The sequence below is a fragment of the Ascidiimonas meishanensis genome, assembly GCF_037782385.1.
GTDB lineage: Bacteria > Bacteroidota > Bacteroidia > Flavobacteriales > Flavobacteriaceae > Ascidiimonas > Ascidiimonas meishanensis.
This window is the reverse complement of record NZ_JBBEXD010000003.1, coordinates 431254-454589: the sequence shown is the minus strand read 5'-3', so window position 1 is coordinate 454589 and position 23336 is coordinate 431254. Positions and strand designations below refer to the sequence as shown.

20 protein-coding genes and 1 tRNA gene are annotated in these 23336 nt (G+C 35.7%); 5 read left to right on the top strand and 16 right to left on the bottom strand.

Features of this window, described 5'->3' with window-relative positions; all coding sequences use genetic code 11:
- The 6 genes from WBG07_RS07040 to WBG07_RS07015 are packed head-to-tail and all read right to left on the bottom strand — an operon-like array spanning position 1 to position 5426.
- Complete coding sequence (locus WBG07_RS07040; RefSeq protein ID WP_340199875.1) at positions 1-1275, bottom strand: hemolysin family protein; 1275 nt, start codon at positions 1273-1275, stop codon at positions 1-3.
- The gene (locus WBG07_RS07035) at positions 1276-1470 is read right to left on the bottom strand and encodes a DUF6526 family protein (protein WP_340199873.1); all 195 of its coding nucleotides are present in this window, start codon (positions 1468-1470) and stop codon (positions 1276-1278) included.
- A gap of 9 nt (positions 1471-1479) precedes the next feature.
- Positions 1480-2043 (bottom strand): LPS export ABC transporter periplasmic protein LptC, encoded by a 564-nt coding sequence (gene lptC / locus WBG07_RS07030; RefSeq protein ID WP_340199871.1) that lies wholly within the window; start codon positions 2041-2043, stop codon positions 1480-1482.
- Positions 2043-3416: a hypothetical protein gene (locus WBG07_RS07025; RefSeq protein WP_340199869.1), complete on the bottom strand. Its 1374-nt coding sequence runs from the start codon at positions 3414-3416 to the stop codon at positions 2043-2045. Before WBG07_RS07025 ends, lptC begins: the two co-directional genes overlap by 1 nt.
- Positions 3417-3435: 19 nt before the next feature.
- A complete protein-coding gene (locus tag WBG07_RS07020; RefSeq protein ID WP_340199867.1) occupies positions 3436-4698 on the bottom strand; it encodes a hypothetical protein in 1263 nt (420 codons plus the stop codon).
- Positions 4695-5426 carry a type III pantothenate kinase gene (locus WBG07_RS07015; protein WP_340199865.1) on the bottom strand — a complete coding sequence of 244 codons (732 nt, stop codon included), beginning with the start codon at positions 5424-5426 and terminating at the stop codon, positions 4695-4697. Before WBG07_RS07015 ends, WBG07_RS07020 begins: the two co-directional genes overlap by 4 nt.
- A gap of 101 nt (positions 5427-5527) precedes the next feature.
- Between WBG07_RS07015 and WBG07_RS07010 the strand changes: the two genes are divergently transcribed.
- From WBG07_RS07010 to WBG07_RS07000, 3 genes are all read left to right on the top strand, one after another.
- Positions 5528-5600, top strand: a tRNA-Phe gene (locus WBG07_RS07010).
- Between the two features lie 50 nt (positions 5601-5650).
- The gene (locus WBG07_RS07005; protein WP_340199864.1) at positions 5651-5950 is read left to right on the top strand and encodes a GIY-YIG nuclease family protein; all 300 of its coding nucleotides are present in this window, start codon (positions 5651-5653) and stop codon (positions 5948-5950) included.
- Positions 5951-6040: 90 nt separating this feature from the next.
- A complete protein-coding gene (locus WBG07_RS07000; RefSeq protein ID WP_340199862.1) occupies positions 6041-6268 on the top strand; it encodes a GIY-YIG nuclease family protein in 228 nt (75 codons plus the stop codon).
- A gap of 39 nt (positions 6269-6307) precedes the next feature.
- Here WBG07_RS07000 and WBG07_RS06995 read toward each other — a convergent pair whose 3' ends face one another.
- The 7 genes from WBG07_RS06995 to WBG07_RS06965 all read right to left on the bottom strand — a co-directional run bounded on the left by WBG07_RS06995 (position 6308) and on the right by WBG07_RS06965 (position 17765).
- Entirely contained in the window at positions 6308-7591 is a 1284-nt protein-coding gene (locus tag WBG07_RS06995; RefSeq protein ID WP_340199860.1) for an ankyrin repeat domain-containing protein, read from the bottom strand.
- 285 nt (positions 7592-7876) lie between these two features.
- Positions 7877-11596 (bottom strand): fibronectin type III domain-containing protein, encoded by a 3720-nt coding sequence (locus tag WBG07_RS06990; protein ID WP_340199858.1) that lies wholly within the window; start codon positions 11594-11596, stop codon positions 7877-7879.
- Positions 11597-12306: 710 nt separating this feature from the next.
- Positions 12307-13716, bottom strand: a complete 1410-nt coding sequence (locus WBG07_RS06985; protein ID WP_340199857.1) for a hypothetical protein — start codon at positions 13714-13716, stop codon at positions 12307-12309.
- 77 nt (positions 13717-13793) lie between these two features.
- Positions 13794-15608: a hypothetical protein gene (locus tag WBG07_RS06980; RefSeq protein ID WP_340199856.1), complete on the bottom strand. Its 1815-nt coding sequence runs from the start codon at positions 15606-15608 to the stop codon at positions 13794-13796.
- A 76-nt stretch (positions 15609-15684) separates the two neighbouring features.
- Positions 15685-17193, bottom strand: coding sequence for a hypothetical protein (locus WBG07_RS06975; protein WP_340199855.1), 1509 nt, complete (start codon positions 17191-17193; stop codon positions 15685-15687).
- A 169-nt stretch (positions 17194-17362) separates the two neighbouring features.
- A complete protein-coding gene (locus tag WBG07_RS06970) occupies positions 17363-17554 on the bottom strand; it encodes a hypothetical protein (protein WP_340199853.1) in 192 nt (63 codons plus the stop codon).
- A 22-nt stretch (positions 17555-17576) separates the two neighbouring features.
- The gene (locus tag WBG07_RS06965) at positions 17577-17765 is read right to left on the bottom strand and encodes a hypothetical protein (protein ID WP_340199851.1); all 189 of its coding nucleotides are present in this window, start codon (positions 17763-17765) and stop codon (positions 17577-17579) included.
- A 253-nt stretch (positions 17766-18018) separates the two neighbouring features.
- Here WBG07_RS06965 and WBG07_RS06960 point away from each other — a divergent pair, with 253 nt between their 5' ends.
- A complete protein-coding gene (locus WBG07_RS06960; RefSeq protein WP_340199849.1) occupies positions 18019-19638 on the top strand; it encodes a leucine-rich repeat domain-containing protein in 1620 nt (539 codons plus the stop codon).
- Positions 19639-19764: 126 nt separating this feature from the next.
- Entirely contained in the window at positions 19765-19968 is a 204-nt protein-coding gene (locus tag WBG07_RS06955; RefSeq protein ID WP_340199847.1) for a hypothetical protein, read from the top strand.
- A 162-nt stretch (positions 19969-20130) separates the two neighbouring features.
- Here WBG07_RS06955 and WBG07_RS19450 read toward each other — a convergent pair whose 3' ends face one another.
- Genes WBG07_RS19450 through WBG07_RS06945 form a run of 3 tightly spaced genes read right to left on the bottom strand, consistent with a single transcriptional unit; the run spans position 20131 to position 23272 of the window.
- Positions 20131-20277, bottom strand: a complete 147-nt coding sequence (locus WBG07_RS19450) for a DUF6734 family protein (RefSeq protein WP_413788813.1) — start codon at positions 20275-20277, stop codon at positions 20131-20133.
- A gap of 60 nt (positions 20278-20337) precedes the next feature.
- Entirely contained in the window at positions 20338-21654 is a 1317-nt protein-coding gene (locus WBG07_RS06950) for a sugar porter family MFS transporter (protein WP_340199845.1), read from the bottom strand.
- Complete coding sequence (locus tag WBG07_RS06945) at positions 21647-23272, bottom strand: glycoside hydrolase family 32 protein (protein WP_340199843.1); 1626 nt, start codon at positions 23270-23272, stop codon at positions 21647-21649. The genes WBG07_RS06950 and WBG07_RS06945 overlap by 8 nt, the downstream gene beginning before the upstream one ends.
- Positions 23273-23336: the final 64 nt, after the last annotated feature.

The window sequence follows — 23336 nt, the reverse complement described above, 5'->3', positions numbered from 1 at the left end:
TCAATCTTCTTTTCGCACTTCCAAATGAAGTAAATCAATTTTAGTATTACTTACTTCAACAATGGTAAATCTGTAGTTTTCAATGTCTACTACTTCTCCTTTTTCTGGGATTTCTCCCAATTGACTAACAACAAGCCCTCCAAGTGTTTCGTAGTATTCATTTTCTGGAAGATTGAGCTTGTATTCTTCATTTATATAATCCACTTCCAAGCGAGCAGAAAAACGATATTCGCTTTCATCAATCTGAGTCTCCTCAAGCACAACAGAATCATGTTCATCTTCAATTTCACCAAAAAGCTCCTCCACAATATCCTCCACCGTCATGATTCCGCTAGTACCCCCATATTCATCAAGCACAACGGCCATACTTTTTCTTTTTTTTATCAAAGCATTTAAAATGTCATTGATAAGCATAGTTTCAGGTACAAATTCTACGGGTAATAAAATGCTTTTAACTGTTTTGGGTTTCTTAAAAAGCTCAAAAGAGTGAATGTATCCAATAATATCATCAATAGTATCTTTATACACCAAAATCTTTGAATATCCAGTTTCAGTAAAAAGTTTTGCTAAATTCTTTGGTGTTTCATGCACTTCTACCGCAGTAATTTCTGTTCTGGGAATCATTACCTCCCGTGCTTTTACCTCAGAAAATTCTAAAGCATTCTGAAAAATCTGTATCTCAGAATCTACATCCTCGTCATCTGGTACAGATTCCATTTGTTCAGAGATATAATCTCCTAACTCTACCTTACTAAAGGCCAACTGTACTTGATCGCCTTTGGTTTTAAAGAATACGCGTAATACTACATCGGAAATCCAGATTACAAAATCTGAAACTAGTGAAAAAAATACGTAAAAAAAATAGGCGGGTACGGCAAATAGCTTGAGAAAGGTATTGGCATAAATTTGAAAGAACACTTTGGGTAAAAATTCTGCTGTAAGTAAAATAACAAGTGTTGAAATAGCAGTCTGACCTACAATAACACTAAAAGGTTTCTGGCTAATACCTTCATATGCAGGGTAGAGCCAGTGAACAATAACGTCTCCCATATAAAGACCATATACTACTAGTGCTATATTGTTACCCACCAACATGGTGGCAATAAATTTTGACGGCTTTTTGGTAAGCCTGATAAGTATTTTTGAAAGTAAATTTCCTTGTTTCTTCTCTATTTCAATATGAATCTTATTAGATGAAACGTATGCAATTTCCATCCCGGAAAAAAAAGCCGAAAGCAGTAAACTAAGAATAATAATTAAAATGGAGAAATCCATTTATTCCTGATTTTTTCGTTGCTGAAATTTTTTCCGATAGTGTCTTCTAAAGAAAAACATAAAGATAGAAACCACCGCAAAAACTATAAAAATATAGGCTCTGTTTCTATCTGCGCTCCAGTTGGTAACTACCTCATATATAGAAATACCCGCAATTACAAAATAAACTATTTCAAAAATTTTAAAAAATCTCATACTTCAGATTTATTTATCTTCTATGGCTATTACTCCAAAGGTTTTATGTGCATTCGCCAAACTAAAGTCCTTATTAAAATCAATACCTTCACCATTCATAATATTCCCTTCTTCAGGATTGGTGAATACAAATTTCTGTTCTGTAAAAATCCATTCATTTGTCTGATCCCAAAAAATCTGAGGTGCTTCTAAACGTTTTCCATCATGGGTTTCCAATACCACATTTCCTTGTAAATCTATTAAATTTGTTTGAGAATAAATAATCCCATAGTCTGCAGTGATAGTACTCTTATTATCATCCTTATCAAAAAAATCAACTTGAATCCCTTTAGGAAATTCCTGATAAGGAAAAGATTGGTTGGAAAAATTCTTATTCATAGCACTTGTCAACGTTGCCTTTACCCTTCCAGAATCAGTATAAATAAGAAAAAAATCTTCTGCAATCCCTTCTGGAAATTTCTCAGTAGCACTTAATTTACGAACATCCTCTATATTACTACTGCATGAAAAAAACATTGTCACAGTAATTACTGTGACAATGTTTAAAAAAATATTTTTAAAGAGATGTTTCACTATAATGCTGGCACTTTTACACTGCCTCCAACCCAACACTTAAAAGTAACGGTCTTACCAGACATTCCTGAAGTAAAAATATCTTGCTTAGAAGGAGCTCTTTGTTCATAGCTGCTTGCCGCACGGCCAGCACTTCCAGAAACTGAAGAATCTACTCTTCCTGCCTTTCTTGCCATTTCTGCTGCTTTCCAATAAATGGCTCTCTTCTCAAAAGTGGTAGAACCACACTCATTTGCACTATCCGCATAGAGGTTTGCAATTAATAAATATGCTGCCCCCATTGATGGTTGATAATTTAACGCTTTTTGCGCATAATTTTTAGCACTGCTCTTTTGACCTCTACTCTTAAACTTAGTAGCAATTTTATAAAGAATTTTAGCCTTTTTATAGGTATCTGTTTGAAGATCTACTGCCTCATTATAATATTTGATGGCTTCACTACTTTTACCAGCTTTATCATTTAATAAGCCTAGATAGTAAGCAGAATCTGCAGAAGGATCTAACTTATACAATGCTTCTACCATTTTAACAAACATTGGGTCGTCTGTACAGTCTTTACTATCCATTCTTCCCGCCGCTCTTTTTAGCCAAACAGCATCATTTTTCTTATTGTCAAAGTTTTTCTGATATAACGGAATCAACTTCTCACAATCTGCAAGGTTTCCTAGTTTTGCATCAATACTACCGCCAATTTTGTTATAGGAATCCGAATTAATTCGAGCGTTTTTTAGCTTTCTTGTTTCCTTTTTAGTAAGCGTTCCTGCTTCTTCCTTTTCTAAATAGCTCTCAATAACCTTTACTAATTTAGCTTTCTCCTCATCAATCTTTTCAGTAACATTATCATAAGCATCAAAAACCTCTTGTAAGTCTTTCTTACCTGCATTATGAAGATCTACCAAGACAGAAAAGTATAAATACAATGCCTTCGGGTTACTAAAATTATCTCGATCTTTATTGTAGGCTTCATTTAGCACATTAAAAAGCTCCTCATCTGTGCCCAATTTCTCATCATAAAAAAGTAGTGCTTTGTCTGCCGCCACTCCTGCATAAGAAAACTTCTTTGGAAAATACTTATTACTATCATCATACATGCTTGTAAGCATATTGACATGAGTAGATTTATCTGCTCCTTGTGATTTTCCAATTTTATCCTTCAAAATTCGCTCACCGTAAACGTAGATAGCTACGTGAAGTTCTGGACAATTTTCTCTCACCATTTTCCAAGGCTCATAAGCCGCATCATAGTTTTTTACCTTTACATGCTCGCTAAAAATGGAGAGGTTTGTCATACATTCGGGGCTTTGTGCCTGTCCCATAAGGGTACTTGCAGCTGCTACTAATCCGAATAAAAACATAATGCTCTTCTTTTTCATCTCTTTAAAATTTATGTTGTTATTGATATTTATTTTTTTGAAACCATTTATCTAATAAAGATAAGCTCAAATTTACATTAAAATAATTTTCTTCAATCCGCTGTGCCGATGTAGTTCCTCTTCGCCCTACTTCAAAGCCCAGATTGATTTTAGAAAGGCCGACTGGTAATCCTAGACCAAAAGACATGCCAAAGTCGTTTACTGGCAAATTATTTATTCTAATACCCGTCTCTTCATATCGCAAACCCGCCCTATAAACAACTCTTTTCCAATAATTTGAAAATGAATTATATTGTGGAATATAAAAACCGCCAATTGAAAATCTGGTGGCATCTTCATATGCTACATTGGTAATACTCAAAAATGGATTATCAAAGTTACTAGTTTTTTTCAATTCATATTCCGCTCCTAAGAACCATTTTTTGTTTGCTCCTATTCCCAAGCCAACACTTGTAGTGGCTGGTAAGGTCAAATCTGTTTTATTCAAACCTAAGTCAGAAAGGTTGATATCTACAGTTTCAACTGGTACTTCAACTCCTCTTATGATGGTTAAAGTAGAAAATTGTCTTTCATTTTCAGAAGACAGATCTGCTTCTGGCGAAAATAATAAAGAGGCATAGCCCGTTAACTTTTCACTAACTTTTCCTTTATAATTTAGTGCTAAGTTAAAATCTAATCCTCTTAGCGTTGATCTATTAGTCTCTCTTGTGCCTAGCTGAACTTCATCTGTAAACCTAACAACTCTATTTTCTATTTTACCAAAATCATAATTCATCGTAGCTCCAAAGCTGATGTTTTTAGTAATTTTATAGCCTGCGGAAACAAAAACTCTATTTACACCTCCTTCTCCTGAAAACCGATCTAATGTTGAAAGTTCTTGACTTTCATCTAATGAAGATAATTGATAACCTACAGATGTGAAAGGTACAATACCAAAACCCACTCCTCCTTTTTTACCTATGGGAAAACCGAGTGCTAAATAATCAAAAGAATATATTTCTGCATTCTCTTCGGTTTCTTCCGTTTTAAGACCTAAAGAAGTGTACGAAGCCCCTACAGTGTAGGTTGTAAGTTGCATGGATGAATAATTCGCAGGATTTTTGAGACTTAATGCAGTACTATCTGCAAAAACGCTTATGCCTCCCATCATTTGATTTTCTACTACGCCTCTGAAGCGTAATTCTCCAATTCCAAAAAATGAATATGGAGAAGCTGATCCCTCCTGTGCATTACTCTGTGCGCATAAAATCAGCATTAAACCAGCAAAAATCTTTCTTATCATCCGTGTTTATTGTATTCTAAAATATGGTTAAGGCCCTGTATTAAAAATTTTGGATTGGCAAATATGGTATTTTTTAATGTTTTAGACAAAATTTGCATATCACCGCCTGTTAAAATAACTGTTAAATCTTCAAATAGTGACACATATTGAGCAATAACTCCCTGTATTTCATAAATCAATCCATAATAAACTCCTGAGCGAATACTATTTTCAGTTGTATTCCCAATTAACATTTCTGGTTCTTTATATTCATCTAGTAAAGGTAGTCTAGCCGTAAAATGATGTAAACTCGCATATCGCATTTTAAGTCCGGGAGCAATAGACCCTCCCATATAAGTCCCATCTACATGAACAAAATCATAGGTAATACAGGTTCCAGCATCTATTACCAACACATTTTTTCTAGGATACTCACAAAATGCAGCAGCAGCGAGGGCAATTCTATCTACCCCTAAGGTCTTTGGACTTGCATAGGCATTGAAAAAAGGAATGGGTGTGTCTGAAGTTAAGTTTAGCACTTGCAAATTAGAATAGTTCTTTAATATTTCCATTATCTCTTTATCTACTACAGAAGAGATGATTGCATGGGTACAATGCTGTTTTTCCAAAATATTTTTGAAATTCTGATTTGAGTCTAATGATTTAAAAGAAGTTTCATAGATTAAAAAATTCCGATCAAAAACAGCTACTTTGATGAGCGTATTGCCCACATCTACAATAAGATTCATAATTGTAATTATAATTGTAAATTTACAAAACCGTTTTTTTGTAAATTTCTTTTGGTAATAATAAATTACCATTTATATTTGCAGCCGCTAATGAAGCAACTGGTACCTTAGCTCAGTTGGTAGAGCAACGGACTGAAAATCCGTGTGTCCCTGGTTCGATTCCTGGAGGTACCACTTTAAAATCCTGATCTTTTGGTCAGGATTTTTTGGTTTTACTGCATCTTATGTCTTATAATATAATGACTTATCTCTATTTTATTCATAGCCCGTCTAAAAACAAAATCTACGTAGGTGTTACAACCCATCTTCAAGAAAGACTCAAAAAACACAATGATCATGCATATGCCGGTGCTTTTTCTAAAATTGCTACCGATTGGGAACTAATCTTTCAAAAAGAGTTTGAAGACAAACAGGAGGCACTTTTTCTGGAAAAGTTCATCAAAAAAATGAAAAGTAGAAAGTTTATTGAAAAAGTGATCCAGCAACCAGAAATATTGGAGGATATTCTCACCAAAAGAAAATAAAGTCTCTGGTTCCCCCGAACTATCGGGGCTGGAGGTACCACTTTAAAATCCTGATCTTTTGGTCAGGATTTTTTGGTTTTACTGCATCTTATGTCTTATCTCTATTCTATTCATAGCCCGTCTAAAAACAAAATCTACGTAGGTGTTACAACCCATCTTCAAGAAAGACTCAAAAAACACAATGATCATGCATATGCCGGTGCTTTTTCTAAAATTGCTACCGATTGGGAACTAATCTTTCAAAAGGCAAACAATACCACTTACCTCTTACTTGATACATTGATTGGGCTAAACATGATGGAAACCACTTCATTATAATATGCATCAATTTACCATCCACCAATCGGTTTTGGTTTATTAGTTCCGTCTAGGGCGAACGTTTCTTTGGTTTGGACCATCTTCCTGTCCTTGTCTCTGTTCTGGAGCATTTCGTCGCCTTTCAGGATTGTTATTATTGCGTGCAACGGCATCCTGCTGGTTTAAAGGAATGTTCATCCCCGCTAATGCTCCTTGATTTTGGTCTTGAGCCGGTTGTTCGTTGTTTTGATTGGCTAGATTATTATTGTTGCCTGCAACGGGATCTTGCTGGTTTAATGGAACATTCATCCCTGCTAATGCTCCTTGATTTTGGTCTTGTGCTGGTTGTTGGTTGTTTTGATTCGCTGGCAAAGGGTAATGATGTCCTAATACTACTCCCAAAGCTTCTTCTACATTTGGGGGGGTATTGGCTTGATTATTAGAGTTATCATTCAACTCTTGTGCTACCTGTTGCAGTCTTTGTCTCTCTAATGAATGACTGACATGACCTCCTCTTATCATCTCTACTTGGTTATCGTTCATCAGATCGAAAGGAGTTTGATCATTTTCATCCCGTAGAGCAACATTAGCTCCATTGTCTATTAATAGTTGTACTAATTCTAAGCCTCCTGGCTCTGTAGCTCTTTCTGCTGCTATATGCAGCGAAGTCTGTCCATTATTGTTCGTTTCATTTACATCAAAAACACCCGTTTTTAGTAATAATGGAACCACTCCAGTAGTAACCGTAGGCGTCTGTTCTAATGAAGCAATTGCCAACTGCAGCATATTATTATTCTCGTCTTCCGGATCATTTCGCTGATTTAAATCAACCCCTCGATCTATGAAATCTTGGATTAATTGAGGATGATCTTGATGATTTAACAGTAACTGAAATGGTGTCATTCCAGTGTCATCTGCAGCATCTACATTAGCACCATTGTTTATGAGAAATTCGATTACCGGAGGTCGAAATTCATTAGTTCCGCCATAGTCATGACCCGCAATTGCAAAATGTAAAGCAGTTTGATCCTCATCGTTCACAGCATTTATATTAGCTCCGCTAGTATGAAGCGCTTGGATCACTTCAAGGGGAGCCGTATCCACTGCTACTTGCAGTGGCGTAAGACCATCATTGTTTGTAGCATCTACATTAGCACCATTTTGTAAAAGCTCTTGGACTATTTCCAGGTTAATATGTTCATTATCTTGATTAACTGCAACGTGCAATGCTGTATTTCCAGCTTGAGGATTTTCAGGATCTACTACATTTGTAGTGCCTTCGCTTCGTATGGCCTCCCTTACCCTATTTATATCATTATCCTTGATTGCATTAATAAGTTCCATATCTTTATTTTTTTGCTTCTGATTACCTTTGTTGTGAAAAATTACTTTTTATTTTTTGAAAAAATTAAAAGATAGCCTCTTCTTATCCTCAAGTTTACTTTACTTGATACAACTACTAATTGCCAAACGATATTCAACCGTTTAATTACAATATATGTAAAAAGGGTTAGACTTTAAAATAAAGTCTAACCCTTGTTGTTTTTAACGTACACAGTTAGTAGGATGCTGTCCCTATCTTTCTCGTCGTTTATCTTTTTTTAATTCTTTGAATTCTAATTTATTTAGTTACTTTTTAATAAACTTTCTTGTGATCACAGTATCGCCTGAAGTAATTCTAATAAAATAGGTTCCCGTTTGATAATTTGAAACATCAATACTGCGTATTCCAGAATTCTGTATTTCTTGTACTAACATTCCTAGCATTGAGAATACCTTGACATTATCTACTTGTTGGCCTCTTACATCAATATTAAGTAGGTTTTCGGCTGGATTAGGATATACCTTAAACATATCATTATCTTCCTCAGCAAGTAGCTGTGTCCTTAGCGCAGGAGATTTGGTGTCATCTACACAGAAGTTAGTCACATCAGAAGCTCCAAAATCACCTCCGGATGCTAGGATTCCTTCAGAACTTTCTAAGGTATACGATCCATTACCAAATCCGCAGCAAATACCATCTCCAAAAGCATCTGTAATGGTAAATACATAATCTCCTGAGCTTAATCCATTAATATTCTCAACAACGGTAGATCCATCTGGGTTTGCGGTAGAGTAACTATTGCTAGCTATTGTAGTTCCCCCTGTTGTTTGTAATGTCCACGATGTTTCTTCCGGATACTCATCAAAATTAATAGTAAGTGTTACATCTGCGGCGGCACAATTATTTGTTGTTCCTCCGTCAGTAGTAAGTGATATCGCATCAATAGCAACATCTGCTTGCCAAGTACCTCCTGTAATTCTATTAAAACGTAATTGAAGACCTCCCCCTACATAAGCGGCTAAATCTAATGTAACTATATTCCATTGATTTCCTTGATTTCCTGTCTGACTCCAAATAGATGTCCAGGTAACCCCATTATCATTACTAGCCTCTAGGTTTATAGATCCTGCATCAGCAGATCCAAACATATGGTATTGGAAAGAGAATGTAGCTTGAGAAGCACTGTTCAAATCAAAACAAGGAGAATTTAAAATTGCTTGTTTGTTCGGATAACCTGTTCCATTTCCTGAGGCTTCTACAAAAATATAGAATGCTCCATCAGCTCCACTGGAAGGTCCTGTGTTATTAGATGGTGTTCCTCCAGAATCACGAGTCCAGTTCAAATCGTCTCCTGTGGCTTGTGTCCAGGCACCAAAAGAACTTTCAAAACTCTCTGAGTATGGATACGATGAAATACCCCCTGTACATCCAGCACCTCCTGTACCATTTGTAGTTACAGAAGCCACATTACTTGCTAACGATTGATTACCAGCATCATCATTTGCAACCACCGTAAAAACATAGGTAGTAGCAGGTGTTAATCCTGTAATACTAAAACTAGTAGTTGCCGTATTTCCAATCACTACTCCATCTTGTAATACATCATAACTAGTTACTGCTACATTATCTGTAGATGCTGTCCAGTTTAAATCTGTAGTGGTAGTGGTTGTATTTGAAGCTATTAAGCTTGTTGGTGCAGTTGGAGCTTCTGTATCTGGACCCCCAGTAGTAGTAAGAGAAATAGCATCTATGGCTATATCTGCTTGCCAAGTTCCTCCAGTTATTCTATTAAATCGTAACTGAAGTCCACTTCCTACATAAGATGCCAAGTTTACATCTACAATATTCCATTGATTTCCTTGATTTCCTGTCTGACTCCAAATAGAGGTCCATGAGTTTCCGTCATCATTACTTGCTTCTAATGCGATAGTTCCCATATCGGTAGCTCCAAACATATGGTATTGGAATGAAAATGTAGCCTGAGAAGCGCTGCCTAAATTATAACACGGAGAGTTTATAATAGCTTGTTTATTTGGGAAACCTGTTCCATTTCCAGATGCTTCTACAAAAATATAAAATGCTCCATCAGCTCCACTGGAAGGTCCTGTGTTACTAGATGGGGTTCCACCTGAATCACGGGTCCAATTTAAATCATCTCCTGTATCTTGTGTCCAATCTCCCAAGGAGCTTTCAAAGCTTTCAGAGTATGGGAATACAGTAATTCCACCGCTACAAGCTGTGACTACCCCTGTAGTTACACTTATAGTATTGCTCTGCCCTGATTGATTTCCAGCAGCATCCTTAGCAATTACAAAGAAACTATAGGCTGTTGTTGGGCTTAATCCTGTAACTGTAAAAGTGGTTCCTGAAGCGGTTCCTACCACAACACCCTCTTGATATACATCATATCCTGTAACCCCTATATTATCCGTTGACGCATCCCAAGATAAATCGGTAGTGGTTGCAGTTGTATTTGAAGCTACTAAATTTAAAGGAGTTGATGGTGGATCAAAATCAGGTACCGCAGTACCAATTTGAAATGCTGCAACATGACTTTTTCTAACGTTTGATGGACTTCCATTCATATATTCACCTATGTGCCAAAAGGTTAAATCATCTATTGGATCTACAGTGAGTTGTGCATAATCCCCATATCGCCCATCAGACCTATTATTCTGTGCATTTCCATCTACAATATTTTGTTCGGCTATAGTCATCGTGCCCAAAGGATCTGATGCTAATCTTCCTGTATATCTTAAAGAAGTAAATACAGCACTACTTACGATGGTATACGCAAGACCAATATTCCCTTGAAAATCCATTCCTATACTGGCGCAAAATGTACTGTAATTAGGTTGTGAGTAGGTTCCTTCCTGATAAATCGTCCAGGGCTGATTATCGCCTGTCTGACGGAGTTCATACCATCGTATTCCTGCCTTAGTATCGTTTCCGCTTACATCTACCACAAAATTCATGACTGCAGAATTATGAGTTCCAAAACGTCTATAGTTTGTCATGTACATCATGGTTGCTTGTATGGCATCTATATTAGGACCGCTCCCAGGTTCGTCTAGGTTGTTGAATGATCCTCCATTGAACACAGCATCAAAAGCAGCCGTATTTATTTGTTGAGGAGCAGATATAGATGAACTTGCTGGGCTATTCCAGTTTACACTAACATCCCATACTTTTAAATGATCTTGAGATATGCCACTCCAACTATCATCTTGCATATAGACTATAGGGTGCGGTACTCCAACAGGGGGAAGAGTTGGACCTGTCGCATTAAAACCTCCCGGACTGTAAAATCCGTTATTAGAAGCTCCTGGTAATGGAAAACCTACTAATTGTGCATTAGGATTTCCTGCTAACATCTGGTCACGCTCCACAGCAAATACCACTTCACTTGTTGTAATAGATCCTTGATCTTTATTTGCTGTGATATAGTATCCATCTCCCCAAATAGATAATTTTTCATAATCTGGAAACGACCCTGTATTAAAACGATAGGTAAACCAGCCATCATTTATGGGGTCTGGACCTTGACCTACTGCTATTAAAAACCCATTAGGTGTATTACTAAACTGCATAATAATAAAACGATCTGCATAGCGGTCATACACCACAACAGGATCTCCAAGGGTTTCTCCAGGAAATAATGTTCCTAAGGATGCTTCCGGAAGCAATACATTCCCAGAGCGATCTAAAATTCCAAATCCTGAATTAAAGGCATAGACATAATGATTAGGACCTATAGCCCCGGTAGGGTCATTAAGTACTGTACCTTCATGAGCTCCAAAAGAGGTAATAGGAGCTCTTCCACGATTTGTTAGTGAGTTTACTTGTTTCTGTACTAATTCGTCTGGGCCTTTGGGCAATCCTTTTCCGGGAACAAAGGTATTAGAACCGCGCCTTTTAGGTGGTGCTACATGCTCAAGCCCTTTGGCAGCAATAATATTATCCATACGAGATAATGCCGGAATTTCCCTCATATAGGTTGCTTTTCCATAGGAGGTAGCTCTCATTGATTCATTTTGGGCATAAAAAGTAAATACGCAAAATAAACACGCAAAAATTGTAGTAATTCTTTTCATTTTGATGGAAATAAAGTGTTAAAATTTAGTTGATTTCAATGAAATTAGAAAAAAAAATAACTTCAAAAGAATAATTAGTTAGAAAAATATAGAGAATGACAAAAACTACGGGAAACCCATAACTCAACATCATGAAACAAGTAAAAACTTATAAATTTTGTAAAAATAAATTTTATTATATGAAGCCATCCTTATAAAATTCAAGTGATTACTTTTATTTTTTAATGCCACATATCCATCTAATTATTTAGAATAATGTAGGCTACGTACTTAGGGAAAATTCTGATACAACAAGGAGGCGTAGTGGATTTTTAAACAAAAAAAAACCTATCTGAATAATATGGGTCCCATCAGAATATAACCATTCTGTTATTTTAGGATAGCAGAATTAGTACTCGCAGTGGGTTTATTTCTGGTAACGAAATGTAGTTGTCACAGGTTTCGAATCCCATAAGTCCAATATGGGAGGAATATTTAGTTAAGATTTCCTAATTTTAGCAAACCATATATCCTACACAATAAAAACTTACTATGTGGCGAACTACAACTAATCTCCAATAAACGCATAAAAAGATAATCATCATTTAATAGGAAGAAGTTTTTCTAAAATAGCTGATGATTGCAGTGTAGTATTTAATTATTTATTTACCAAAACCACGGTTGGGGCGTTTTCTAGCAGCTGGTTTTTTATCTAAACTGCTATTAGTACTCCCCGCGCTTTCATCACTCCTAGTTCGTTTAAGACCTTTTGCTGTTGCTGTGGCTGTGGGTTGCGCATTCATAAACCCTCCTAAACCAGAAGAATCGTCTGGTGCAGGAATACCGGCAACTCCTGCTACTGCTGTAGCCGTTTTATCTGTATCTCGTTGCAGCTCTTCTGTTTCATCTACAAATTTAGGGTCTGCTAAAATTTCCAAAGTCTCAGGTGCGATGCCTAAACCAGTATTAAATTCATCAGTAATGGATTCTTTAATAACAGATTCCTGTGTATCAAATTCAACTATTATTTTTTCTAACCCTTCCAACTTATCTGACGGATTAGCATTAATTAAGTCCTCTACATCCTTAGAGGCTACGGATTCATTATCGCCAAATGTGTCATTAAGAGATTCATTTGCATTAAATGCAACTATCATTTCTTCTAACCCTTCCAGATCATCTGACGAGTTAGCATTAACTAACTCTTCTACATCCTTAGATGCTACGGTTACATTATCATCTACTGCGTAATCTGGTGAATTTCCAAATGCCTTTGCAGCCTTCAAAACTTTGCGAAGTGCTTGTGATTTTCTACTCTCATATAATGAAAGTGCCCATTGTTCACGTATATTTAAACCTGAATTGCTTTGTTTTCCTATATTTTTATTCCTCGAAGACTTTGCATTAGCAGCCTTTTGCTCATCCAAGTTAGGAACAGTGTCGTTATTGGCAATCAAACTAGCCCATGGTTTTGGCTTCTGATTCGCTTTGCGAAGCTCTATTGATTCTTTACTACCATATAACGAAAGTGCCCATTGTTCTCTGATACTTAAACCTTCACTTCTTGGTTTTCCTTCCTTTGCATTTTTTCTAGATTTTTTTGCTGCTTCTCCTTGCTCATCCAAGACAGGAGCAGCATCGCCATTGGCTATCAAATCAGCCCAAGGTTTTAGATTTAGATTCGCTATACGAAGTGCTTTTGATTCTTTGCTATAATATAATGAGTTTGCCCATTGTTCCTTAATACTTAAACCTGCACTACTTGGTTTTCCTTCTATACTATTTTTAAAAGCCTTTGCTCTTGCAGCACTTTGCTCTTCCAAGGTGGGGGGAATCGCTTTATTTGAAATCAAGGTATCCCAAGGTTTTGCCTTTCGATTCGCTTTACGAAGTTCTTTTGATTCTTTACTATTATATAATGAGTTTGCCCACTGTTCCCTGATATTTAAACCTGTTTTAATTGGTTTTCCTTCCTTACTATTTTTTTTAGCTTTTGCATTAGCAGCCTTTTGCTCATTTATAGCAGGAGGAGTTTTGCCTTTGGCAATCAAATCATCCCAAGGTTTTTTCATATGCTTTTTATTCTCTCAAACTAACTCTTAAGATACGTATTATCTTAAAAAGATAAAAATGACACTCTCAACATTCGCTACTTAGACCCACGGTTAGGGCGTTTTCTAGCGGCTGGTTTTTTATCTAAACTATTAGTACTCCCCGCACTTTCATCACTCCTAGTTCGTTTAAGACCTTTTGCTGTTGCTGTTTCGGTGGGTTGCGCATTCATAAACCCCCCTAAACCAAAAGAATCGTCTGGTGCAGGAATACGAGCAACTCCTGCTACTGCTCTAGCCGTTTTATCTATATCTTGCTGCAGCTCTTCTGTTTCGTCTACAAATTTAGGGTCTGTTAAAATTCCCAAAGTATCCGGCGCTATCTCTAAATTAGTATTATACGCTGCAGTTATGGAGGTATTAACAGCTAATTCATTGGCATCAAGCTGATTCATAACTTGCGCTAATCCTTCCATCTCCTCAGTTGAATCAGATTGAATTAATTCTTCTAAGTCTTCAGGGGTTACAGAAAAATCATCTTTAGATTCTTGAACTGACGCATTTTCAGAAGCAGTATGAGAACCAGCCATTTTCCAGCGTGTTTCTAATGCTTCACTATACGTTTTAAATGCAAATTGTTCTCTTGCGGTCATATCTGAAAAAGGTGGTCGTTTTTCACGATAATTTTTGTTCACTTTATCCTTTGCCTTGTTTTGCTCTTTTAGTGTAGGGGAAAATTCTTTACTCCCTGGTTGCTCCTTCCCTTTGGAGGTAGATTTTTTACCTTTTTTATTTTTAAGGTTAGTGCCTTTCTTTCTTAAAGCTTTACTTGCATTACTTAAAGCCGCATGTAATCCATCAGTCTCGGCTGTTTTAGTAGTTCCCTTATTGGCATCAAGATTATTCACAACTATAGAAAGATCATCTTTAGATTTTTGACCTGACGCATTTTCAGAAGCAGTATGAGAACCCGCCATTTTCCAGCGTGTTTCTAATGCTTCACTATATGTTTTAAATGCGAGTTGTTCTCTTACGGACATATCTGAAAAAGGTGGTCGTTTTTCACGATAATTTTTGCTCACTTTATCATTTGCATTCTTTTGCTCTTCTATTGTAGGAAGAGATTCTTTACGCTCTGGTTTCTCTTTCTGGTTGGAGGTAGATTTTTTACTTTTAAGGTTAGTACCATTCTTTTTTGAAGCGCTACTTGCCTCACTTAAAGCCGTATGTAATCCATCAGTCATGGCTGTTTTAGTAGTTGCCGTATTAGCATCAAATTCAACCATCATTTGTTCTAATCCTTCCAGTTCCTCAGGTAAATCAGATTGAATTAATTCTTCTAAATCTTCAAGGGTTATAGAAAAATCATCTTTAGATTTTTGAACTGATGCATTTTCAGAAGCAGTATGAGAACCCGCCATTTTCCAGCGTGTTTCTAATGCTTCTCTATACGTTTTAAATGCAAATTGTTCTCTTGCGGACATGTCTGAATAAAGTGGTCGTTTTTCACGATAATTTTTGTTCACTTTATCATTTGCATTCTTCTGCTCTTCTATGGTAGGAAGAGATTCTTTACGCTCTGGTTGCTCTTTCTGGTTGGAGGTAGATTTTTTACTTTTAAGGTTAGTACCATTCTTTTTTGAAGCGCTACTTGCCTCACTTAAAGCCGTATGTAATCCATCAGTCATGGCTGTTTTAGTAGTTGCCTTATCAGCCTTTAGAGCTCTGCGAAGTTTTTGTGATTTTTCACTTCCATGCAAAGAAAGTGCCCATTTTTCGCGTGTAGTCAAGCCTTCACTACGTTTTTTTCCTTCTGAATTATTTTTTCTGCCTTTTGCCTTAGCAACATTTTGCTCATCCAAGGTGGGAGGAGCATCGCCATTGGCAATCAAATGATCCCAAGGTTTTTTCATATACTTTCTTATCCTATTAAATGTAACCTAAGATAAACAATAATTTTAGAAAAGTAGCGTATCTCAACTGTGTACGCTACTTAGAGCCGCGGTTAGAGAATTTTCTAGGTGCTGGTTTTTTCTCTAAATTGTTATTAGTACTAGCTCTACTTTCATCACTCCTAGTACGTTTAAGACCTCTAGCTTTTGCTGTTGCAGTGGGTTGGGTATTTATAAATCCTCCTAAACCTGGTGAATTATCTGGTGCAGGAATACGCGCAACTTCTGTTACCGCTGTAGCCGTTTTATCTATATCTTGCTGCAGATCTTCTGTTTCATCTACAAATTTAAGGTCTGTTAAAGTTTGTAAAGCCTCAGGGGTTAGTGTGATGCCTAAATCAGCCTTAAAGGCATCATTAATAACTTTATCATTATTAGTATCCAATTCATCCATCACTTGTTTTAATCCTTCCAAATCATCTGAAGGATTAGCATTAATTAAGTCCTCTAAATCCTTAGAGGCTACAGATTCATTATCGTCTACTGTATCCTTAAGAGATTCTTTAGCCTCAAATCCAACTATCATTTCCTCTAACCCTTCCAAATCATCTGACGAATTAGCATTAACCAACTCTTCTACATCCTTAGATGCTACTGTTACATTATCATTTACTGCGCAATCTGACGAATTTCTAGAAACTACCTTAAAATTAGAAGCTTTCTTGGCTTCCCTCTGTCTTTTATCATACAAATGGAGTGCCCACTCTTCTCTTGGTGTAAAACCGTATTTTCTTGGATTCTTGTTTCTATAATTACTTGAACTTTTAGTGCTTGCTATCCTTTGCTCTTCAATTGAGGGGGGCTGTTCGCCTTTAGTAATTAGATCATACCAAGGTTCAACACTAGGCTTGGGAGGTTTGTTTTTTTTTCGCAATTTTCGCGATTCTTTGTTGTAATATAAATTATAAGCCCATAACTCCCTTGGAGACAATCCAGTCTTTGGTAGTTTTTTTTTAAGATAATTATCTTTTACTCTAGCACTTGCCGCTTTTTGTTCTTCTATTGAGGGAGGTATTTCACCATTCAATTTAAGCCATGGCTTAAAGTTTGAAATTTTTTTGTGATTTTTTACTGATTCATTTCTTTTATATAACGAATATGCCCATAGCTCTCTTGAAACCATTCCTTCATTTCCGGGTCTTTCTTCTCTGTAATTCTTTTTGACCTTGGTGTTTGCAGCTCGTTGTTCTTCTAATGTGGGAGGCTGCTCATTGTTATTAGCTTTTAAACCATCCCATGGTTTAAGGCTTGCAGTTTCTTTGTGATCATTTTTAGTTTTTTTGACCTCTAAATCATTAGAAAGATTTTCTGAAATAGTATTTGTATTAAAAATCTGTTGACTTTTTTCTACTCTTTTGGTATTATCGATACTTTTAACGAGTCTATCTTGATACAATGCAAAACCCCAACGTTCTCTTAAAGACATCTCACTAAATAGTAAGGTTTTTCCAAAACCTTTAAAAAATTTTTCCTTGGTAAATTCTTGCTCTTCTAAAGTGGGGGGCACATCGCCATTAGCTATTAAACTATCCCATGGCTTTTTCATAAATTATTATTCCTTTAAAACCTTATTACATATTAGTTGTTATTTTAAAATAATATAGTGATTACTAAATTACACTAGCTTTTACAGATTCTAATGAGCTATTATTTTCTAAAGAAGGGGTTTTTACTAAATTCCAATGACTTAATCTAGAACTTTTTAGTTATATCAACTAGGAAACAAAATAAATAATATTTCCAAAAATAGTTAAGGCTGCAATACTTATTAAAACTAGCGCTTCTCCTTTGCTTTCCTTAGCCGTGTTTTTCCAAATTATGTAGCTAATAAGAAGACCGCAGATAATTAAACACATAAATGCAGTTAATATCTGTCCTTGTTGATTTTGTAAAAAATAAGATGTCATAATAGATTGGGTTATATTAATTTTAGTTTGATCTCTGCAATTTCACGGCAATTAAAATTCTATCAAATGTGGGAGACAATGCCATTTCTTTTTCTATTCGTTTTTTAGCCTCATGTGCCGTAACCCCGAGCACTCGCTGCGCTACGACTGAACGACCACTTTTTGTTTGATAGATTACATTAAAGTAATTATAGAAGTAACTATTTTTCATGTGTGAATTATTAAGTGTATTTCAAAATTTGTTTTCACATATAAGTATCACTACTAATAGATTACCCCCAATTCATCATTTTAAAATCTTCCGATTACTGTTGTGAAATAGGCTTCTTTTGTACCTACTTTGTGAAATAGTTTGTGATTCCTATTTCTTTTAAGATTTAGACTATTTCTGTTACATTTTAAAAATGCTCTTTTTGGGGGAAAGTCTTGGTTTATGTTACTTATTAATAAACAATTCATGAATTATGGGAAACATTGCAGAAGCAGAAAAGCGAATTAATAAGGCAAGAGGTCTATTTTCTGACAAACTGAGCCTGTCTCACCTCGGTATAACTTCTGAAGAGTTAACTAATTTAATGCCAAAGATTAAGGCAATTCGTTCATTGAGAGAGTTAGATTTACGAGACAATCAACTAACAACACTTCCTGTAGAAGTTACCGAATTATCAAAGCTTACTTTTTTACATTTATCAGAGAATCAACTCACCACATTACCTCCAGAAATTGGTAATTTAACCAGCCTTAAAACCTTTCATGCTTCGAGCAATCAACTAACCTCTATTCCGCCTGAAATTGGTAATTTAACGCTACTACAAAAGCTTTTTCTACCTGAAAACCAACTCACCACATTACCACAGGAAATAGAATCCTTATCAAATCTTAGTACGCTTTACTTAATTAATAACCCCCTTACCAACGAATCCATCATCTCATTAATGTCTAATCTAGGGGGAGACGTGGTATCTACAAATATGGCTTCTAGGTTTAAAGCGCAGAATTATCAAGAGGTCATTCAAAAGCTTTATGGTCAGGAAAGTCCTGAAAAATTAGCTGAAATTGAAGCCATGAATACTGGAGATTTTAAACCCGCAGTAGGTTCCAATCTAACAGGCAAGGAGGTTATTATTAAATTTCTTCAGGCGGTACCCACAAACGATGCTATTGCCTCAGAACTTTATATTCCTGCTACCAAACTACTTCTAGATGCAATTTTTGATGCAGCTAATGAACAAGAAAGAGATACAAATTTAAATATACTAGCTACTGCCTTGGGAGATTGCCCCACTCCTGTACAAAGCTTATTAATAAGATCTACCATAGGTCAGAACATTAACAGGTCTGATAAAATTCCTGAATTGCTGGACGGGTTAATAAAAAGAGAAGCTCTTGAGGAAACAATTAGTGTCAAATTAAAAGAATTCCTCCCAACAAATGAAAAAATAGAGGTAGTTGCAGCTTTAGCTAATAGTGTTTTTTTGGCAGGAGCAGAAAATAGAAGGGAAAATAAAGTGAAAATTATAGGAGAAAGAAGGCGTATAGCTCCTAAAACCATAAATGATAGATATGGATTTCAAGCAGTAGAACCAAAACTTGCACAAGAGTTTGCCAAAATAGTGAGTAAAACAGATACCGAAGGCCAACCTATCCTAAAAAATGGCAGATACGAACTGGATGATAAGAAAATGAGAGCTATTACAGAACCCTATTTTACAAATTTGGGTATCCTTACTGAAAGAGAAAAATTAATAGCAAATTATGACAAACAAATACCGATTATCCTTGAAAAGAATAATCTTACATTACTACATGATAAAGAAGATGTAATCCCTTTATTAGAAATAGATAAGCAGAAAGAACAACTTAGAGAAGTGCTCATAAGTACAGATGATAGTATAATTAAAGACGTCGCTAACAACTTTTTAATGAATAAGATGGAAGAAGTTTCTGCCTTAAGTGAGAAATATTCCATTCCAAGATCAAATCAAATGGCAACACCACTTAACCAACAAAGAAGGCATTCCAATTCAGGAACTTTAAGAACAACTTCTAAAACGGAAACTTCTAAAAGAAGAATGAGTTTCTAATTAAATTTTAACTCTTCCATTTTTTTTAAAGCCTAGGGGAAAACTCCCCTATACAAATGAGGATATTACTCCTTGAATGCATCATGTTTGCTAGGTACTTTTATCACCTATCTAAAATTCATACCCATGCAACTAAAAAATAGTATCTCCTTCAAAAAAGGTCCATTAGAATTACTCATTTCATTAAATACGCTTGCCGCTTCACTTATTTTGGGTGAGCTTTTTTTTAAGTTTGGCAGCTTTACCCTAGAATGTCTTTCCTTTTTAATTACTTGGTTTATTCTTGATAAAGGAGCATTTCTTTTATTACCTAGCCCAGACCGATCTTAAAGAGCCCGCTCTTTGATAATCGAAAAGCCAATAACTTTAACAATAACATACCATTAAAAAATATGTCATGAAGATAGTCCAGTGATATCAACAAGCACGATGCTTATATTACTGATCTAACTACCATACCTCTAGTAGTCTTTTTAGATAAGCTCTTAAACATTATGAGCTTATTTTAATTTTAAGACAACTAAGTGCCCAACTCATGTAGTGATATTTCACATCAGGCCATCCACCAGAAAATTTAGAATCTGCATGCCCATCTTTAATTAGTGCAGGCTTTGACCAATAACTTTCAATAATTTTCATTGAAGTATGTTATTCTAATGCTTATTAAAAATACAATGGATATTTCAGTAAAAAAACACCTCAATTCTTTACTAATTTTTTGGCCAATTCTTCTAGAGAAACTCCTTTGGTTTCAGGCATCATAAAATGTACAAAGACTAACTGCAACACCATCATAAAAGCAAAAAAAGCAAACACCATTCCTGCGCCAATAGAATTAATTGCCCAAGGAACTAAAGCGGGTATTATAGCTGCCAAAACCCAATGGGTAGAACAACCAAAAGATTGGCCAGATGCCCTTATATGATTTGGGAAAATTTCAGAGATAAATACCCAAATTACTGCACCTTGCCCAATGGCGTGGGAAGCAATAAAAAGAAACAAAAAAACAGGAACTGCCATACCTTGCCAACCCAATAAAAATGCCATTGCTACCAAAGACAAAGAAATTATATAACCCACAGAGCCTATATACATAAGCTGTTTTCTTCCTAATCTATCTATGAGAAAAACACCCACTAAAGTGAACACCAAATTGGTAACCCCAATTCCAATGCTACTAAGCAATGCCGTACTTTCTTCTAAGCCTGCTTCTGCAAAGATTCTTGGTGCATAATACAAGAAGGCATTGATGCCTGAAAATTGATTAAAAAATGCAATAAGAAAAGCCAATATTAATGGAAAACGATACTTTTTCATAAAAATATTTTCCTGTGTTTCATGTTTTCCAAATGCTCCCTCCAACTCTGCTATTTGCTTGTCAATATCTCTGGAAGAATCTATAAGTCGTAATACTTTTTTGGCTTCTTCTTTTTTTCCTTTGGCCAATAACCACCGTGGGCTTTTGGGTACAGTAAATACGAAAACACAATAGATAAAAGCGGGTATCGCTTCAATTCCTATCATCCATCTCCACGCATTCTCACCCACATCATTCAACAAATAATTAGAGAAAAACGCAACCAATATGCCTAATACAATATTAAATTGATACAAAGATACCAGTGAACCTCGGTATTTTTTTGGTGCAATTTCAGATACGTAGGCAGGGGCTGCTATAGTAGAAGCTCCTACACCTAAACCTCCCAAAAAACGAAATACAGCAAATGCCCAGGGGCCATCTACCAAAGAAGATCCTAATGCGGATATAAAGTAAAGCACCCCTATCCAAATAAGGGTTTGTTTTCTCCCGATTTTATTAGTAGGAAATCCTCCAAAAATTGCTCCAAGCACTGTACCCCATAAGGCAGATGAGATAACAACCAAACCATGAAAACGATCTGAAGAATCCCAAAGAAGTTGTAATTTTTGTTCTGCACCAGAAATTACTACCGTATCAAATCCAAACAAAAATCCAGCAAGTGCGGCCGTTATAGACCAACCTATAATTTTATTCATTCCAAATAGAATTTATAATGTTATTTTCGAATTCAGAAAATACAAGATGTTTATTCAATTCTTTATTTTCAATTTTCAATTTAGTGAAATTGGAGGTAGGGAATAATTGCTGAGTCATTACATATTGCCCCTTGTTTATAAATACTTCAGCAGAGGACCAATCCATTACAATCCTCAGTTCTATTTTACCTTCCGGTAGTCCTTCTATAGACATCTCATGAGAACTACTTCCAAAACTCTCTTGGAAATCAACACTACCTGATTTTGTTCTATCTACTATAAATTTATTTTTTGCTCCATTCATATACAAAGAAAAAACATCGCCTTCTGCGTTAGAAAAAGCAAGCTCAAAATTACGATTAGCGGTTTTGAACATTACTTCAGACTCATTAAAATTAGCAGCTTCTAACATTATCTTATTAGCAGTTTTAATTTTGCTTGGAGTACCTTTTTCAATTACTCTTTCTAAGGTTTTCAGCGGATAATTATACAGAAAATAATCTGTGTTTATTTTGTGCAATGATAATTCCCTAGGCAACGTCATGGCACTTCTCCAGACTTGGGTAGGGGTATCTCTTGCATAATTCCAATTACTCATCCAACCTATAAAGATTCTTTCTTTATTAGGTGTATTGTTATAAGTAATCCCAGCATAATTATCTGTACCATAATCTATCCATTTAGGCTCTTTTTGATTGGATGTAAATTCGTTTCCATCAAAATCTCCAATAAAATATTGCGTGCCAGAACCCCCATTTGGTGCCCCAGGATTTATACTAATAATTAATACCCATTTTTCTTCGTCAGAATCTGCAACCTTTAACGGAAAAAGATCTGGGCATTCCCAAACACCGCCATGTGCCCCATTATTCTTGCCAAATTCGCTTAGGTATGTCCATTTTTTTAAATTGTTTGAGCTATATATTCTGGCGTGATCTTTTGCCACCAAGACCAGAATCCATTTTCCAGAAGCTTCATGCCAAAATACTTTTGGATCTCTAAAATCTTTTATCCCAGTATTATTTGGAATCACAGGATTTCCTTCATACTTCTTCCATGTTTCTCCATTATCAAGACTATATGCAATACCCTGCGTTTGAAAATCAAGTGTCCCTGCTTTTTCACCTTCCATATTATGGTACGTAAAAATAGCTATCAAGGGCGGGTTTTCTTTACTTCCAAAACCGCTTGAATTATTTTTATCAACAACAGCACTACCAGAAAATATGAGTCCGTTTTCATCAGGATAAAGAGCTATAGGTTTGTGTTCCCATAAAATCATATCCTTACTAATTGCATGTCCCCAGTGCATAGGTCCCCAAACAATATCGTCTGGATAATACTGATAAAACAAATGATACACTCCTTTATGATATACAAGTCCATTGGGATCATTCATCCATTTTTCAGAAGGAGAAAAATGAAACTGAGGACGATACTTTTCTTTAAAAGTAGCTATTGTCCTTTTGACCTCTTTTCGCTCTTTTTCTGCATTCTTAATAGGTTCTTTACAACCCGTTACTAAAAATAAACAACTGGCAAGGGAGAGAAAAAATCGTTTGATTTCCATGTTGATTAAATCAGAATTAAAATATGTAACTATGAACTTAACTATCATAAAATCAAGTTAACACACCACTTAAAATGAGTTTTTGAAAGATAATTAAGGACGTTAAGTTATA

Coding starts and splice junctions, on each gene's coding strand:
- WBG07_RS07040 (WP_340199875.1), bottom strand. CDS start 1,275: ATGGATTTCTCCATTTTAATTATTATTCTTAGTTTACTGCTTTCGGCT.
- WBG07_RS07035 (WP_340199873.1), bottom strand. CDS start 1,470: ATGAGATTTTTTAAAATTTTTGAAATAGTTTATTTTGTAATTGCGGGT.
- WBG07_RS07025 (WP_340199869.1), bottom strand. CDS start 3,416: ATGAAAAAGAAGAGCATTATGTTTTTATTCGGATTAGTAGCAGCTGCA.
- WBG07_RS07020 (WP_340199867.1), bottom strand. CDS start 4,698: ATGATAAGAAAGATTTTTGCTGGTTTAATGCTGATTTTATGCGCACAG.
- WBG07_RS07015 (WP_340199865.1), bottom strand. CDS start 5,426: ATGAATCTTATTGTAGATGTGGGCAATACGCTCATCAAAGTAGCTGTT.
- WBG07_RS07005 (WP_340199864.1), top strand. CDS start 5,651: ATGTCTTATAATATAATGACTTATCTCTATTTTATTCATAGCCCGTCT.
- WBG07_RS07000 (WP_340199862.1), top strand. CDS start 6,041: ATGTCTTATCTCTATTCTATTCATAGCCCGTCTAAAAACAAAATCTAC.
- WBG07_RS06995 (WP_340199860.1), bottom strand. CDS start 7,591: ATGGAACTTATTAATGCAATCAAGGATAATGATATAAATAGGGTAAGG.
- WBG07_RS06990 (WP_340199858.1), bottom strand. CDS start 11,596: ATGAGAGCTACCTCCTATGGAAAAGCAACCTATATGAGGGAAATTCCG.
- WBG07_RS06985 (WP_340199857.1), bottom strand. CDS start 13,716: ATGAAAAAACCTTGGGATGATTTGATTGCCAAAGGCAAAACTCCTCCT.
- WBG07_RS06980 (WP_340199856.1), bottom strand. CDS start 15,608: ATGAAAAAACCTTGGGATCATTTGATTGCCAATGGCGATGCTCCTCCC.
- WBG07_RS06975 (WP_340199855.1), bottom strand. CDS start 17,193: ATGAAAAAGCCATGGGATAGTTTAATAGCTAATGGCGATGTGCCCCCC.
- WBG07_RS06970 (WP_340199853.1), bottom strand. CDS start 17,554: ATGACATCTTATTTTTTACAAAATCAACAAGGACAGATATTAACTGCA.
- WBG07_RS06965 (WP_340199851.1), bottom strand. CDS start 17,765: ATGAAAAATAGTTACTTCTATAATTACTTTAATGTAATCTATCAAACA.
- WBG07_RS06960 (WP_340199849.1), top strand. CDS start 18,019: ATGGGAAACATTGCAGAAGCAGAAAAGCGAATTAATAAGGCAAGAGGT.
- WBG07_RS06955 (WP_340199847.1), top strand. CDS start 19,765: ATGCAACTAAAAAATAGTATCTCCTTCAAAAAAGGTCCATTAGAATTA.
- WBG07_RS19450 (WP_413788813.1), bottom strand. CDS start 20,277: ATGAAAATTATTGAAAGTTATTGGTCAAAGCCTGCACTAATTAAAGAT.
- WBG07_RS06950 (WP_340199845.1), bottom strand. CDS start 21,654: ATGAATAAAATTATAGGTTGGTCTATAACGGCCGCACTTGCTGGATTT.
- WBG07_RS06945 (WP_340199843.1), bottom strand. CDS start 23,272: ATGATAGTTAAGTTCATAGTTACATATTTTAATTCTGATTTAATCAAC.